Annotated in this window: 12 protein-coding genes; 9 read left to right on the forward strand and 3 right to left on the reverse strand. The window is 70.1% G+C overall.

Translation table 11 applies throughout. From position 1 onward, the window contains the following. Positions 1-93: 93 nt before the first annotated feature. Positions 94-456, reverse strand: a complete 363-nt coding sequence (locus tag StrepF001_RS10370) for a hypothetical protein (RefSeq protein WP_240797362.1) — start codon at positions 454-456, stop codon at positions 94-96. Positions 457-830: 374 nt separating this feature from the next. Between StrepF001_RS10370 and StrepF001_RS10375 the strand changes: the two genes are divergently transcribed. Next, entirely contained in the window at positions 831-1,091 is a 261-nt protein-coding gene (locus tag StrepF001_RS10375; protein ID WP_129798004.1) for a CGNR zinc finger domain-containing protein, read from the forward strand. A 132-nt stretch (positions 1,092-1,223) separates the two neighbouring features. After that, the gene (locus StrepF001_RS10380) at positions 1,224-4,997 is read left to right on the forward strand and encodes a S8 family serine peptidase (RefSeq protein WP_129798005.1); all 3,774 of its coding nucleotides are present in this window, start codon (positions 1,224-1,226) and stop codon (positions 4,995-4,997) included. Positions 4,998-5,072: 75 nt separating this feature from the next. On the opposite strand, the gene StrepF001_RS10385 is transcribed toward StrepF001_RS10380, so the two are convergent. Further along, positions 5,073-6,158: a LuxR family transcriptional regulator gene (locus StrepF001_RS10385; RefSeq protein ID WP_240797363.1), complete on the reverse strand. Its 1,086-nt coding sequence runs from the start codon at positions 6,156-6,158 to the stop codon at positions 5,073-5,075. Positions 6,159-6,302: 144 nt separating this feature from the next. On the opposite strand from StrepF001_RS10385, the gene StrepF001_RS10390 reads away from it, so the two are divergent. Together StrepF001_RS10390 and StrepF001_RS10395 are read left to right on the forward strand one after the other, a co-directional pair. Next, on the forward strand, positions 6,303-6,773 hold the full coding sequence (locus StrepF001_RS10390; RefSeq protein ID WP_129798414.1) for a MarR family transcriptional regulator: 471 nt from the start codon (positions 6,303-6,305) through the stop codon (positions 6,771-6,773). Between the two features lie 274 nt (positions 6,774-7,047). Beyond that, positions 7,048-7,455 carry a hypothetical protein gene (locus StrepF001_RS10395; protein ID WP_129798006.1) on the forward strand — a complete coding sequence of 136 codons (408 nt, stop codon included), beginning with the start codon at positions 7,048-7,050 and terminating at the stop codon, positions 7,453-7,455. Positions 7,456-8,133: 678 nt separating this feature from the next. Here StrepF001_RS10395 and StrepF001_RS10400 read toward each other — a convergent pair. Continuing rightward, positions 8,134-8,970 (reverse strand): helix-turn-helix transcriptional regulator, encoded by an 837-nt coding sequence (locus StrepF001_RS10400; protein WP_129798007.1) that lies wholly within the window; start codon positions 8,968-8,970, stop codon positions 8,134-8,136. A gap of 112 nt (positions 8,971-9,082) precedes the next feature. Between StrepF001_RS10400 and StrepF001_RS10405 the strand changes: the two genes are divergently transcribed. From StrepF001_RS10405 to dapE, 5 genes are all read left to right on the forward strand, one after another. Further along, a complete protein-coding gene (locus StrepF001_RS10405; RefSeq protein WP_129798008.1) occupies positions 9,083-9,676 on the forward strand; it encodes an NAD(P)H-dependent oxidoreductase in 594 nt (197 codons plus the stop codon). Positions 9,677-10,060: 384 nt separating this feature from the next. Continuing rightward, positions 10,061-11,458, forward strand: coding sequence for an MFS transporter (locus StrepF001_RS10410; RefSeq protein ID WP_129798009.1), 1,398 nt, complete (start codon positions 10,061-10,063; stop codon positions 11,456-11,458). 490 nt (positions 11,459-11,948) lie between these two features. After that, positions 11,949-13,841 (forward strand): Na+/H+ antiporter NhaA, encoded by a 1,893-nt coding sequence (gene nhaA, locus StrepF001_RS10415; RefSeq protein WP_129798010.1) that lies wholly within the window; start codon positions 11,949-11,951, stop codon positions 13,839-13,841. Positions 13,842-13,880: 39 nt separating this feature from the next. Continuing rightward, positions 13,881-14,660 (forward strand): SDR family oxidoreductase, encoded by a 780-nt coding sequence (locus StrepF001_RS10420; RefSeq protein ID WP_129798011.1) that lies wholly within the window; start codon positions 13,881-13,883, stop codon positions 14,658-14,660. A 133-nt stretch (positions 14,661-14,793) separates the two neighbouring features. After that, a complete protein-coding gene (dapE, locus tag StrepF001_RS10425) occupies positions 14,794-15,936 on the forward strand; it encodes a succinyl-diaminopimelate desuccinylase (protein ID WP_240797364.1) in 1,143 nt (380 codons plus the stop codon). Positions 15,937-15,938: the final 2 nt, after the last annotated feature.

Here is a 15,938-nt window from a genome sequence, read left to right on the forward strand (position 1 = left end):
TACCCGGAAAACCGTGGGCGCCGGTGCTCCCTCAAGCACCGGCGCCCACTCACCCCTGCCCGAGGTGGCTTCTGGGCGATCTCTCAGCAGTCGTCAGGGGACGAGGACCAGACGGATCGGGTCGCCGACCTTGTTCTCCAGTCGGTGGACCGCGTCGGCGGCGTCAGCGAGCGGGATGTGGTCGGTGATGGAGGGGGCCAGGTCGAGGCGGCCGCTGGAGGCCGGCTGCACCAGCTCGACGACGCCCTCCGGGGTGGCGCCGTAGTGGCCGCGCACCTGCTTCTGCATGTAGGTGAAGGTCAGGTCCTCGGTGATGGTGAGCGGCTCGGGTGTGATGCCCACCAGAATCAGGGAGCCGCCCATGCCGAGCACGGAGGCGGCCTGCTCGCGGACCGCCGGAACGCCGGTGCAACGGCGCCGCGGAGCCGGTGCCCCCAGCGAGATACTCGACGCCACGATCGCCATGCTCGACGCGGCGGGGACGGTGGTCGACGCAGGCCGCTCAGCAGCTTGTCGGGTACTCGGCCAGGGAGATGGTGGGCCGCTCCGCCACTCACGTGCTGCCGTCCTCCGAGGACGCCCTGAGGGCTACGGCAGTCGCACAAGCAGTTCGCATACGCCGGGACGACCCAGCTGGCCTGCGTATGGGCCGGCCTTGGGCGAACAGGGCCGTCGCGGCGCAGCGCGCGATGAAGCAGGAAGCCACGGAAGGCCGCCCGATGTCCGTGTCCCCCCAGCGGCACCGCACCGAGTGAGCAGGCCAGAATCTCCCTCCTCGAGGAGGGAGACCTGCAGAACTACGCGACTTCCGCCAGGATTTGCGTCAGCAGATGCGTAAACCGGCCGACGCCACCTCGCAGGCACCGTCGGAGCAATGCACCGACACCCTGCGCCGCCTGAAGATCTGCCGCAACCCCCGCTGCGAGGCAGCCTTCTACGACCGATCCCGCAACAACGGCGGTGTCCGGCACAACGTCCGCGTGTGCGGCAACGCGGCCAACCTCCGCAACTGCCGCGCCCGTCAGCGCCACCTCGGACCCGAACGCTTCCCCGCCGAGAGGCGTTCGCAACTTCCGGCTGGATTGCCGTGATGTGGCGCCCGTGTCGCCATTGGGACAAGGCCCATCCCTGCCACGCGAATTGAGTGACAGCTCTCCCTCGCTGACCGGATTCTGTCCAGCGCGTGAACACCTTTTCGCGCTGAGTGGAAGGGCTTGGACCGAATGAAAAGAACCCGCCTACTGGTGGCGGCGGCCTTGGGGCTCGCACTGAGCGCCGGCGCCGTGCTGCCGGTATCGGCACGGACCGGCGCCACGGATGCGGCGCCGTCCGGAGCTGCCGCCATGGGGAAGACCGCGACCGTGCGGCTGATCACCGGTGACCGGGTGACGGTCACCACGGATGCCGCGGGCAGGAGCACAGCGTCCGTCGAGCCCGGCACCGGGCGGCGGGGAGTGCTGTTCCGCACCATCGAGCAGGACGGGCATCTGTCGGTCATTCCGTCGGACGCCTCGGACCTGGTCGCCACCGGGCGGCTGGACCGCGAGCTGTTCGATGTGACCGCGCTCGTCTCCCAGCAGTACGACGTGGCGCACACCGACGCGCTGCCGCTGATCGTGGAGCAGGGCAAGGACGTGGCGGACGGCACCATGAGCCGGCTCACCCGTCTCGCCGACGAGGGCGCACCCGCGCACCGGCTCGACAGCATCGGAGCGCTGTCGCTCCGGGTCGCCGAGAACGACCTCGGCACGTTCTGGAAGCACCTGGCTTCCGGCGGTTCGGAAGACGGCGCCCGCGCCCAGGCAACGCCCAAGGTGTGGCTGGACAGCCGTGTCCGCCCCTCCCTGGACCGCAGCACCGCCCAGATCGGCACGCCCGCTGCATGGGAGGCCGGGCTGCGGGGCGAGTCCGTGAAGGTCGCCGTCCTGGACACGGGCGCCGACGCGTCCCATCCCGACCTGGCCGGCCGTATCGCCAAGGCGGAGAACTTCTCCGACAGCTCCGGCACCGGCGACGCCTTCGGCCACGGCACCCACGTGGCCTCGACCGTCGCCGGCAGCGGCGCCGCGTCCGGCGGCACGCGCAAGGGCGTGGCGCCGGCCGCCGACCTGCTGATCGGCAAGGTTCTCGGCGACAACGGCTTCGGCAGCGAGTCCCAGGTCGTCGCCGGTATGGAGTGGGCGGCGGCCCAGGGGGCCAAGGTGGTCAACATGAGCCTTGGCTCGGAGGGCGCCAGCGACGGCCAGGACCCGATGAGCCTGGCCCTGAACGCGCTGACCGAGAGCACCGGTGCGCTCTTCGTGGTGGCGGCCGGCAACGCCGGTGAGCTGGGGCAGAGCACCGTCGGCTCGCCCGGCGCCGCGTACGCGGCCCTCACCGTCGGCGCGGTCGACCGCGCCGACTCTCTCGCCTCGTTCTCCAGCCGGGGCCCGCTCGTCGGGGACAAGGCCGCCGTCAAGCCGGATGTGACCGCGCCCGGAGTCGACATCGTGGCGGCACGTGCGGCCGGCACGACGATGGGTCACCCGGTCGACGAGCACTACGTAGCGGCGTCCGGTACGTCGATGGCCACCCCGCATGTCGCGGGCGCCGCGGCCCTCCTCGCCCAGCGGCACCCGGACTGGGGCCCGGAGCGGCTGAAGGACGCGCTGGTGAGCACCTCCCGCACGGTCGTCGGCCAGAAGGTCACCGAACAGGGCGGTGGCCGCGTCGACGTCGCCGCCGCCGTGCTGGGACCGCTGACCGCCACCGGCACCGTCGCTCTCGGCACGTACGAGACCGGTCACGGCAGCACCCGCTCGACGAAGGTCCGCTACACCAACCACTCCGATGAGGACCTGACGCTCGCGCTGGACGTCCGGCTGGCCACCACCGCGGGCCGCGAGGCCGCCGAGGGCGCGGTGCGCCCCGGCAGCGAGTCACTGCGGGTGGCGGCCGGGACGACTGTCGAGGTGCCCCTGGCGGTGGACCCCTCCCGCGTCACGCGAGGCGCCTACTACGGCTACGCGACCGCCACTTCCTCCGACGGCAAGGTGAAAGTCCACACCACGCTGAGCATGGTGGTGAAGGGCCCTGTGCACCGGCTGACGGTGAACACCTTCGACGATGAGGGCAAGCGCGTCCCGGTGCTGGCAACGATCTGGGGGACCGACGGGTTCGTCGGATACGTCGACCGGGAGCGGGCCATCGCCGAGGTCGAGGAGGGCACCTACCAGGTCGACCTGCCGTCCATCGCCTCGGACGGCTCGGAGCTGCGCCAGGTGATCCTGCCCGAGGTGAAGGTGACCAAGGACATGACGGTCACGCTGGACCCTCGCAAGACCACGAAGGTGGAGATACGCACCCCCCGTCCGGCAGAGCAGCGAAACATCATCAGCTACCAGACGCACCGTGAGATCGACGGCAGCGCCCTGACGCAGGGCGTCATGTACTTCGACAGCGTCGACCGGATCATGGTCAGTCCCACGGCCGAAGTGACCGACGGCACCTTCGAGTTCGCCTCACGCTGGCAGCTCGTCGCGCCCATGCTCCAGGCACGCGTGCCCGGTTCGGACGTAGACCTGCGGGCCTACTACATGCCGTCCTCGCCCCTCTTCGACGAGCGGGGACTCCGCCTCACCGCCGTCGACGCGGGCGACGTCGGCGCGCCCCGCTTCGACCGCGCCCGCGGCAAGCTCGCCGTCCTGACCAACCGCGACAACATCTACGAGCCGGACACGCTGACGAAGGCCGCCGAGGCCGGCGTCGCGGCCGTGGCACTCGTCCACTTCAGCAACCAGCCGTGGACCCGTTGGGAGCCCGCCGGCGACCGCTGGGCGCTGCCCACTGTCAGGATCGGCGCCGACGCGGGCGCCAAGCTGCTGGCCCGCATCAAGGACCGCAGGACGCAGGTGCACTTCACGGGCACGGCCCGCAGCCCGTACCTGTACGACGTCATGCAGGTCTCCTCGCAGCGCATCCCCGACAAGGTCGTGCACACCGTCACGGAGGACAACAGCGCCGTCATCCGCACGACGTACGCCGACAACGGCGGTACGCCGTGGGCGTCCGAGCAGCGGTTCGCCCGCCGTCCGTACCAGGACTTCGCCTGGCTCCAGTACTCCCGGTTCGTCCCGACGGGCTTCGAACGCACCGAGTACGTCTCGGCGGGGGACACCGCCTGGGAGCACAAGGTGCACCATGAGACGGTCAGTCAGGACCGCGAACTGATGGTCGGGATGCGCAGCGCCCCGCGCACCTACCGTGCCGGTGAGCAGCTGCGGGAGACCTGGAACGAATCGGTCGTGCGTCCGTCGATCCCGCACGGCGCCGGTCTCGCCTCCGTCCGCGACGGGAACGTCCTCGCCCTGCGCATACCGGAGTTCACCGACTCGACGTCCGGGCACTGGTCACGCAAGCTCGAGAATTCGGGCGACGGTGGCGGCGTCGGCAAGGGCGCCGGCGCCTCCCAGCAGGGCGACACGGCGAAGGCGGTCCTTTTCCGCGACGGCAAGGAGATCGCCGAGGCGGGCAGCGCCTGGACGGACTTCGAGGTGCCCGCCGGGGCGGCCGACTACCGGCTGGACCTGTCGACCAGCCGGACGTCGCAGGAGTGGGCGTACGGCACCGAGACCGAGACGTCCTGGTCGTTCCGGTCCGCGGCCGGCGGCGAGGCGAAGCTGCTCCCGCTGCTCCAGGTCGACTACGACGTTCCGGTGGACGAACGCAACGAGGTCAAGTCCGGCCGTACGCATGCCGTTCGGCTGGCGGTCCGCGCCCAGGACGGGCTGGCCGCACCGAAGGGTGTGGTGATGCGGGTCGAGGCGTCGTACGACGACGGCCGGACCTGGAGCCGCGCCTCGCTGCGTGACAGAGGGGCAAACGCGTACGAGGCGACCGTCACACGGCCGTCCGGGGTGCGCGGCGACGCGTACGTGACGCTGCGGGTCACCGCCAAGGACACCGCCGGCAACAGTGTGCGGCAGACCGTGACACGGGCCTACCTGCAGCAGGGCTGAAAGGCCCACCGCTCAGAGGTGGTGCGGCCGGCGATGTCCGTCGGCCGCACCGCTGTTCTCCGGATGCCTCCCGGCTCAGACCCAGTTGCGGCGCGCGGCCTGCCAGCCGAGCTGCATGCGGGTCGCGACACCGGCGATGGTCATCAGATGCTGGATGCGGCGCTGGACGGTGCGTCTGCTGACGCCCATCTGCCCGGCGATCGACTCGTCCGTGAGGCCCGCGACCATCAGGGAGAGCAGGCGCTGGTCGTCGGCCGTCAGCGAGTCGGCATCGGATTCCAGCACGTGAGCGCCGATCCGGCCCTCCGGAGTCACCCGCAGCGGAGCCCCGATCTCCCAGTAGCGCTCGAACAGCGCGACAAGTGCTTCCAGCAGACTGCTGCCCCGCACGACGACCGCCGTCACCTCACGCGGGTCACCCGCCGGACCGGCCGGTGCCAACGGGCAGATCGCCAGGCAACGGTCGGCGATCGCCATCCGCAGCGGCAACGCCGGCACCGCACGCGCGGTCTCGCCGGCCCGCACCGCCCTGACGATGTTCTCCATTCCGCCGGCGTCGTCGAAGAAGGCCTGCTCGTACAGGACCCGGTAGCCGACGCCGCGCGCCAGGGCGTCGAACTCGGCCTGGTTCGTGCCGGACGGCATGGCGACGTACTGCGCCCGGCAGAACCACAGCAGCTCTTCCCGGGCGCTGTCCTGAACCTGCTGCAGCCGCTGGCGCAACGCCCCGGCCCCGGTGATGAACTCCACCACCTCACCCGCGTCGCGGATCCAGGCGTTGCGCCGATAGGTCTCCATCAGTTCGGACACGGCCGAGCGGGCCTTGCCGAGCTCGTCGGCGCGGCGTTCGAGCCGCGGCAGCAGGGCCACGTCGGGCGGGTTGGCGGCGAACCGCCCCGAGACCCCCTCCACCCCGCGGGCCAGCCCCTTCTCCTCCAGCGCGAGGAGCAACCGCTCGGCGGTCCGGGTGTCGAGACCCGTCGTCGTGGACACCTCTCCCGCCGACGCCGTGACGGCGACGACGAGCGCACGGTACACATCCGTCTCGGCGACCGACAGCCCCACCGCCTCCAGCATGTACTTCCTCCCCAGCCCCTTGCCGAAGTCACCATCGAGGAGATCGCCGCATTCCGCGCAGTGGCGAGCGAACTGCTGTCGCACCACTTCAGCGGCAACGACGGACTCTACGCCGAGGCCGTACGGAAGGTCGACCACTGGCTTCCATCGAAGGTTCCCAATCATTTAGACTCATCAATCCTTCACTGCTTGTGACCGTTGCCGCTTTGATACGATGGTTGTGTGATCATGAACGCGGAACTGGCCGACACCCTGGAAACCGACCCCCTCGACCGGCTCGGCTTCTTGCTGGCCCGGCACGGTGCCATCGCCAACAGCCGGATGGAGCACGCCTTTGCGCTGTGCGGACTGACGCCCCGCCAGGGTGTGACGCTGATCCTGCTCGGCAGGTCGGGCAACATGAGCCAGCAGGGCGTCGCAGGGGCTCTCGAGGTGGACCCGAGTGTTCTGTGCGGCATCCTCAACGACCTGGAGTCCACGCAGTTCGTCGAACGCCGTCGCGACCCGGCCGACCGGCGCCGTCACATCGTCGTGATCACCGAAGAAGGCAGCCGCGTCCTGGCCAAGGCCCAGGAAGCCATCGAGAAGGTGGAACGGGAGCTGTTCGCGGATCTCACCGCCGAGGAGCTCGGAACTCTGCGGGACCTGCTGAGCCGGGTCAGGACCTCCAAGGGTGACATTCCCTGCACCGAGCGCTGATCCACCGGCCGCCACGAGACGGCGGGGTCGGCGTCGATCACACACCCCGGGAACCAGTGCGGTTCCTGGGGTGTTCTGTGTTTGGCGCACCCGCCCCACCTCCATCGTGCGAATGAGTCGACGGTCACACCTCCACAATCGTTGATGACCTTCAATGATTTGCTAGTGTCAACGCATGGCGGCGATCAGTCGTACAGCGGCCACCGCCGCACGGCGCATCGCGTCGAACCATTCGCGTCCGTTCGATCAGCGGGCAATGCAAGGAGGCACCACCATGAAGCAGTTCACGCACCGACTCGCGACCGCAGCCGCCACTCTCACGGTCGCCGGCAGCGCACTCATCGCCGTCGGGAACCCCGCCGTGGCATCCACCCTCCCCGCCGACCGGCACAGCCACACCGGCGCCGTCACCCGCGTCGCGACCGACCACAGTGACCGCGACCGGCCGCGCACGGACGGGCGTCCTGACTGGCGCAGCGAGCGGGATCACCGGGATTACCTGTACTGGCGCTCCAGTGACGACGGACGCCAACTGCGCTACGACGGCCGCCACGCCTACCAGCGGGTGGACGGACGGTGGATCGTCCTCACCCCGGCGGGCGAGCGCGCATACGGCTTCGACCGCTGGTACTTCGACCAGCTCTGGTACAGCTACGCCGCCTCGAGCCGTTCCGGCAGCTGAGCGAGCCGGCCGGGCCCGTCCGACTCGGCCCGGGGCTCGATCGCGCCGGACTCACATCGGCTCAGACGCTTCACCCTCGTGACCGCACCATCCGGCACTCCGTGCCAACGCCCCACCGGAGAACACCATGCAGCAAACCGCCCCGCTCATCACTGTGTTTCGGCGCCTCTGGCCGACCAGCGGACCTGGTTCAGGCCGACACCGTGGACAGCGCGCAGTCGAGCATGGCCGCGCCCTGGATCTGCCCGGGCCGGGCCGCCATCGCCGCACCGAGGCCGGTGCAGCGCTGACACGACGATGACTGGCCCGTTTCGGGCCACGGCCGGCCGCGGCGGGCACTGACCTGCGGCCCACATTCTGGGCGGCGGCTCCTGCGAGCCCTCTGGGCCGGGAGTCGCTGCACCCGCAAACGCCTGCGGCCTGAGCATGAGCGGCCGGGTTGCAGGACGCCGCCGGGCAAGGGACGGCACCGGCGGCGAACCAGCGGACGTGAGGCGCCTGGGGAGGCAACTCGCGTCCCGCCGTGGGGCGGCATCCATCGGTCATGTGGGTGACCGAGCGATACACGGACGGATGCCGCCCCCCATCGGCGACGGGCTGCCTCGGCCGGCTCTTCCGGTTGACCGGGACTCGAGGTGCTCCGCGCCGGACAACGGCCTGTCCGGCCTCCCCGGGGCGTTACGAGACGGCCCGGAGCCGGCCTTGGGGCCGGCGGCGGAGTTGGTCGACTGCCTGGGCCGTCCTGTCGTCTGCGGGGAGGAAGACGATCAGTTGTTGGGCGTCAGAGGAGAGTTCGAGCGTCTCGCGGAGCAGTTGGAGTTCGCAGCCGGAGGGGTGGTTGAGGCGGAGAGCTCCACGTCGCGGAACCTCGTGACGGTTCAGTCGGCGCGTGAAGTCGGGGCCGGCGATGGGCGCGAGTTCTGTGGTGAACCACTCGGAGTTCTCGACCGATGGTGCAAGCCACAGGTCGAAGGCCTGCTCGTCCGCGACGTCGTCCCAGTCGGCGAAGAACGTCCGGGCGCGGGGGTCGGTGAAGACGTAGCGGGTGAAATTCGGGGTGTCGGAGTCGAGAAGTCCGGTTCCGCTCGTCACCGCCTCGTAGCCGCTGGTGTGGGCGAGGACGTCGCCCAGCCGGTTGGTCACCATGGCGATCCCCGGTTCGAGGAGGCGGAGTGTCTCCAGGACCGAGGGGCGCACGTCGCGGCGCGGTGGTGCCGGCCGGGTGTGCGCGGTACATTCCCCGCCAGTGATCTTCGCGAGATAGCGCAGGTGGTTGCGCTCCGAGGGGTCGAGGCTGAGAGCATCGGCAAGGGCGTTCACTACCGCCACCGACGGATTGCGGTCACGGCCCTGTTCCAGGCGGGTCAGGTATTCGACGCTGATGCCGGCCCGCGCGGCGAGATCTGAGCGCCGTAGCCCCGGTGACCGGCGGCGGCCGCGATCCGGCAGTCCCAGCGATCGCGGCTGGATGCTGTCCCGCTTGGCCCGGATGAAGTCCCCCAACGGCGTACCCATGCCTGGAGCATACGGGGCCGGCTGCTGATCGCGGCCTGCTCAGACTGGCCCTGTGGGGGCCAGCCTGAGCGCGGTCTGGTTGCAGCCACGGTGCGGCCTGATCGTGGTGGGCATGGAGAACAAGCCCAAGCTGTTGATCATTGTCGGAAGCGTCCGGGAAGGACGGTTCGGACCGGTTGTGGCCTCGTGGGTCGCCGAACAGGCCGGCATGCACGGTGGTTTCGATGTGGACGTCGTCGATCTGGCCGAGATCGACATCCCGCTGGCGCTGCCTGCGGCATCGCCGAAGTATGCAGGCGACGGTTACCCCCGTCCGGCCGGGATGGCGGCACTGACGTCGGCTCTCGAGGGCGCTGATGCGTTCATCGTGGTCACGCCGGAGTACAACCACAGCTATCCCGCGTCGTTGAAGGCGGCCATCGACTGGCACTTCACCCAGTGGACCGCCAAGCCCGTCGCCTTCGTCAGCTACGGCGGTGCAGCAGGCGGCCGGCACGCGGTGCTGCACCTGGAGAACGTGCTGACCGAGTTGCACACGGTGACGATTCGCGATCATCTCGCCTTCCCGAACTACTTCACGGCGTGGCAGGACGGCCGTCCCCTCGACCCTGAGGCTCCCGGGTACGCCAAGACGATGCTCGACCAGCTGGACTGGTGGGCCACCGCACTCCGGTCGGCCCGCAACGCCGCTCCCTACCCGGCTTGAGCGACAGGTACCGGAGCGGACAACAGCACTTCGCGACCAAGCCGCGCACAAAACTCCGGATTCCTGGGCCTGCACGGGGTGGATCACCTTGACCGCCCCGTGCCCCGTCGGGAGCGACGCGCCCCGACTGCGCGCCGCACATCGTGCCTTTCATGACACGCTCGGGTCGGCGCGCATCATCGTGTCTGTCATGTGTGCATCCTGCGGGCACCCCGCGACGGTCGGGACGGTACGGGAGTGTGACGGCGCGCAGCGCTCACGCAAAGTTCCTTCGCGTCGCGGCATGCCGGGCTGCCGACCCGGGCTCGTCGGTGCGGGGCCCGACGCGCCGGAGGAACACCCCAAAAGCCGTGATCCGGTTCGTCCCCGCAATATCGTGTGGTCATGGTGCGCGTCGGCCCTCCGGAGAACGGTCGACCCGGTGGGGCCACACGGTTGCCCCCGGCCCCGCTTCTGGCGGTCTGCACGGGCTATTTCATGGTCATCCTCGATGTGACCATCATCAATGTTGCCGTTCCTGCGGTGGGGCGGGACCTGTCGGCTTCACTCACCGGTATTCAGTGGATCACGGACGGGTACACCCTCTCTCTCGCTGGTTTCCTCCTCACCGGCGGGACGCTCGGGGACCGGCTTGGCAACCGCCGTATCTTCTGCACTGGAATTGTCGTCTTTACCGTGGCATCGGCGGGCTGCGGGCTCGCCCAGAACACGGTGTTTCTGGTGGTCACCAGGATCGTGGAAGGGCTCGGTGCCGCATTGATCGTGCCCGGCTCCCTCGCTCTGCTCCAACAGGAGTACGCCTCACCCGCCGAGCGCGCCCGCGCCTTCGGGTTGTGGGGTTCCATGGCCGGCATCGCAGCCTCCGCCGGACCGCTTCTCGGCGGCCTGCTCGTCACCACCGTGGGCTGGCGCTGGGTGTTCTTCATCAACCTTCCCGTCGGATGCGCCTGCCTGCTGCTGACGCTGCAGCATGTGTCGCCCTCGCCCCGGCGCTTCGACCGTTGGGTGGACTGGCCGGCCCAGTGCGCCATCGTCGCGACCGTCGCTCTGCTGACTGCCGTCCTCAACGAGGCCGGCCGGCTGGGCTGGTCGCACCCTGTGATCCTCGCCGGGGCCGGACTGTGCGTAGTGGCAGCCGCCGCGTTCGTACTGCGCGAGCACCTGGCCCGCGCACCCGTGCTGCCTTTGTGGCTGCTGCGCTCCCGCACTTTGAGCGGTGCAGCGGTCATCGGTCTGCTGTTCAACTTCGCCTTCTACGGCATGATCTTCACCGCGAGCCTCTACTTCCAGCACTATCGCGGCCTCAGCGCGCTGCGCACAGGGATTGCCCTCTTCCCGGCGGTCGCCATGACGATGTTCGCCTCGGTGCTGTCCGGACGCATCGCACGCCGCACCGGGCACCGTCCGCTGGTGTTCAGCGGGATGCTGCTGGGAGCGGCCGGCCTGGCCGGCTGGGCCGCCGTTGGCTCCCATCCGGACTACCTGCTGCTGGTGGCACCGATGATGGCGGCCGGCTTCGGTACGTCCTTCGCCCTCACCGGTACGACCGCGACCGTGATGTCGGCCGCGCCTGAGGGGTACTCCGGTACCGCTTCCGCCGTGTTCAACACCACTCGCCAGGTTGGCAGTGCCGCCGGCGTCGCACTGGGGGGTTCACTATTGGCCGCCACTGCGGACTTCGTCACCGGCTTGCGCACCAGCCTGGCCATCGGCGCGGCCGCCTATCTGGTCGCGGCCGCCCTCGCGGCGTACTGCGTCCCGCGAAAGGGTGCGCTGACCTGATCAGGCGTCGGCCCTCCTGCCCGTCCAACCGCACCGAACCGGTAATGCCTCGGCGCACGATCCGCTGGTAGCCGGTGCCCGCCAGGGACGACGCCCCAAGCTGCTGGGCGGGGCCGGCCCGGAGCGGAGGAGTTCGCCTCGCGCCTGGAGGTCGCGGTCGAGCTACGACCGGCTGACCGGCGAGGGCTGGTCGCGTCCCGTCCTGAGGGGGCCGTGCCCACCGCGACCGTCACCGTCTCCTGGCCTGGTGCCGACACCTTGAGGCGGCCCAGTACCGGCGGACCTGGCCCGCGCGCTCGGCAAAAGCGCATGCCTCGACGCGACCACCGACGTCGCCTCCTGGATGTGACACCGTGGATGAGGGAGGCTTGGCTCAGGCGTGGGTCACCCGGGCGGACCGGTAGAGGCAGTGCGCGACAACGTCGCGCGTCGGCGGTTCGTCGCAGTTCCACAAGTCCTCCGTACCCCTCATCGAATGAGCGTTCGAGTAATGTCCTTGCCTGCCGGCGAATACGCAGGGCAGACTGCGTGCAGCAGCGACTCGCCCTCACCGCTGCGCGACTTTCTGCGGACGGAGACGGGAAGCGCCGCCGTGCTGGTGGCGGCAGCATGTGCCGCGCTGGTCTGGGCCAATATGGCGCCTGCAGGGTACGAGTCGTTCTGGCAGACCCATCTGTCCGTGGAGCTCGGCGCGTACGGGATCTCCCTCGAACTGAGGGAATGGGTGAACAGCGGGCTGATGGCGCTGTTCTTCTTCGTCGTCGGTCTGGAGGCGCGCCGCGAGTTCGACATGGGCGAACTGCGCGACCGCAAGCGGCTCGCGCTGCCGGTGGCGGCGGGAGTCAGCGGCATGCTCGTACCGATCGCCCTCTACCTCGCGATCAACGCGGACCATGGCACGATGCAGGGCTGGGGCGCCGCCATGTCCACCGACACGGCCTTCGCCCTGGGGATGCTGGCTGTGGTCGGACGCCGTATGCCGCAGGGACTGCGGGTCTTCATCCTCACCCTCACGGTGGTCGACGACTTCCTGGCCCTGGGCGTGATCGCCGTCGCCTACAGCGATCGCATCATTGTGCCGCCGCTTCTGCTCGCGGTCGGCGTCTTCGCCGTGATCCTGGCGTTCCGGCGGTTCCGACTGCGCCGAGGCATCGTGTACGCGCTGCTGGCGCTCGTCGCCTGGGGCGCGCTGCTCGAGTCCGGTGTGGACCCGGTGGTCATCGGACTCGCCATGGGGCTGCTGACGTACGCCTACCCCGCGTCGCGCTCCGACCTGGAACACGCGACCGGACTGTTCCGGCTCTTCCGCGAGCAGCCCACCCCCGAAATGGAGCGGTTGGTACGTGAGGGGATCGCCACGGCCATCTCGCCGAACGACCGGCTGCAGCGCATGTTCCACCCCTGGACGAGCTATGTCGTCGTACCGCTCTTCGCCCTGGCCAACGCAGGCATTCCGATCAGCGGCGACCAGCTCGCGCGGGCCTTCACCTCACCTGTCACGCTCGGCATCCTGCTCGGATACGTCCTGGGTAAACCGATCGGCATCGTGGGCGCGGCGGGACTGGCGACTCTGCTGGGCCGGGGGAGGATCCGGCTTTCGGTCGGCTGGGGAGCCCTGGTCGCGGGCGGGACCCTGGCCGGAGTCGGGTTCACGGTCTCCCTGCTCATCGCGACCCTCGCCTTCGACGGCACCCGGCTGGACGACGCCAAGATCGGCATTCTGAGTGCCGTGCTCTGTTCCTTCGTACTCAGCAGGCTCGTCACGGGCGCCATCGGCTTGCTGCCACGAGGGACGCAACTACGGGCGCTGGTGGGAAAGGCGGACACGATCGTCGATCTCGCCGTGCCCGTGGACCCCGACCGGGACCACGTGCGAGGGCCTCGCCACGCCCCGGTGACTCTGGTGGAGTACGGAGACTACGAGTGTCCCCACTGCGGGCAGGCGGAACCGGTCATCCGCGAGCTGCTCGGCGACTTCGGGGACGTGCGCTACGTGTGGCGGCACCTGCCGCTCACCGATGTCCACGTGCACGCCCAGCTCGCCGCCGAGGCCGCCGAAGCGGCCGGTCTGCAGGGCCGGTTCTGGGACATGCACGACCTGCTGATCAGCCACCAGGGCGCGCTCCGGTTCGACGACCTGCGAGGATACGCGGCCGACGTCGGACTGGACGTGGTGCGCTTCGAGCGGGACATGCGGTCCCGCGCGGGTGCGTCGCGGGTCGCTGAGGACGTGGAATCGGCGGAACTCAGCAGCGTCGCGGGAACTCCCACCTTCTTCGTCAACGGACGCAGGCACCACGGCGCCTACGACATCGCCGGCCTGTCCGCGGCCGTACGGGCGGCACGTGCACACGCTGTCGTTGTCGCAGAGAGGACGCGGTGATCTGCCTGGGGACCAAGGAGCTGTTTTAGGGTGCCCAGCATGACGACGCAGGGATACCTCTCGGAGCTGTTCTCACTGGACGGACGCATCGCCGTGGTGACCGGCGGCAGCTCCGGGATCGGCCGCGCCATCGCCGGTGCGCTGGCCCGGGCGGGCGCGACCGTGGTGGTCGTGGCGCGCAAGGAGGAACAGCTCGCCGCCACCGTGGACGAGCTGACCGCGGACGGCTGCCGGGCCGCGTGGGTGAGCGGCGACCTGAGCACCCGGGAGGGCGTGCGGGAGGCGGCGGAGAAGGCCGTCGAGCCGTTCGGTGAGCCGGACATCCTCGTCAACTCCGCCGGCCTCAACCTGCGACCCCCCATGGGCGAGCTCGGCGACGACACATGGGATGTCACCATGGCCGTGAACCTGGAGGCGCCCTTCCTGCTCGGGCAGCGCTTCGGCCCTGGCATGGCCGAGCGCGGCTACGGGCGGATCATCCACATCACTTCGCAGCAGGCGCACCGCGCCTTCGTGCAGAGCGGGGCGTACGGCGTGTCGAAGGGCGGTCTGGAGTCGCTGGCCCGTTCGCAGGCCGAGGCGTGGTCGCCGCACGGCGTGACCTGCAACACCCTGGTGCCGGGCTTCGTCATGACGCCCCTGAACCAGCGGCTGTCCTCCGACCCGGAGAAGGCCTCCGCCCTCGCCGCCCGCACACTGGTCGGCCGCAACGGTCTGGCCGAGGACTTCGCGGGCGCGGCGGTCTTCCTGGCGAGCCCGGCGTCGGCGTACGTCACCGGGCACTCCCTCTTCGTGGACGGCGGCTTCTCGGTGCACTGAGACCACGATCACGACCTGGCATTGGCCGGAAAGCCAAAGCCCCCCGCACCACCTTGGCCGACACGCACACCCCTCCCCACCTCCCGTTCCGCATCATCAAGGCCGGAGGGGGAGCGGTGAGAGGAGTGGACGCATGGACACGGTACGGACGAGCCCGCGGAGACCGGCGGGTGAGGTCGGGGCGGCGAGCAGGCTGACGCGGCGGCGGGACGTCGCGACCTCGCTGAACCCGACCGCCGACCTGGTGGACCTCGCCCGTGCCCTGGTGGACATCCCGTCCGAGAGCGGCGACGAGGCCGACCTCGCCGACGCCGTGGAGTCCGCCCTGCGCACCTGCGCGCATCTGACGGTCGAACGCATCGGCAACTCCGTCGTGGCCCGCACCGACTCGGGCCGCGCCGAGCGGGTGGTCATCGCCGGCCATCTGGACACCGTCCCGGCCGCCGGGAACCTGCCGTCCCGGCTGGACGGAGAGCTGCTCCACGGGCTCGGGGCGTGCGACATGAAGGGTGGCGTCGCCGTCGCCCTGCGCCTCGCGGCCACCCTCACCGCACCGGTACGCGACGTCAGTTACGTCTTCTACGAGTGCGAGGAGGTCTCCGGCGACCGCAACGGCCTGAACCGTATCGCCGCCGAACGCCCCGATCTGCTCGAGGCGGACCTCGCGATCCTCATGGAGCCGTCCGACGCGGGCGTCGAGGCGGGCTGCCAGGGCGTCCTGAACGCGGACATCACGGTGCGCGGCGAGCGGGCGCACACTGCCCGTTCCTGGACGGGCGTCAACGCCGCGCACCGGGCGGCCGCCGTGCTCCAGCGTCTCGACGACCACACCGCAGAGCGGATCGTCATCGACGGCCTGGAGTACCGCGAGGGGCTGAACGCGGTCGCCGTCCGCGCAGGGGTGGCCGAGAACGTCGTCCCCGACACCTGCGTGATCACGGTCAACCTGCGCTTTGCACCGAGCCGTTCGGCGGGGCAGGCCGAGGCGTATCTGCGCGGCCTCTTTCCCGAGTACGAGGTCGAGGTCACCGAGGTCGTGCCGGGCGCCCTGCCGGGGCTCGGCCAGGGCCCGGTCGCCTCGCTCGTCGAGTTCCTCGGCGCGACCCCCCGCCCCAAGCTGGGCTGGACCGACGTCGCCCGCTTCGCCGCGCTCGGCACGCCCGCGCTCAACTACGGACCCGGTGACCCGACCCTCGCGCACACCGCAGGGGAGTACGTGCCCGTCGGTCAGCTGCGCGAGTGCGAGGCCCGGCTCGCGGCCTGGCTGAGCGGCTGAGG

The sequence above is a fragment of the Streptomyces sp. F001 genome (genome assembly GCF_004187715.1).
In the GTDB taxonomy this organism is placed as follows: Bacteria; Actinomycetota; Actinomycetes; order Streptomycetales; family Streptomycetaceae; genus Streptomyces; species Streptomyces flavusporus.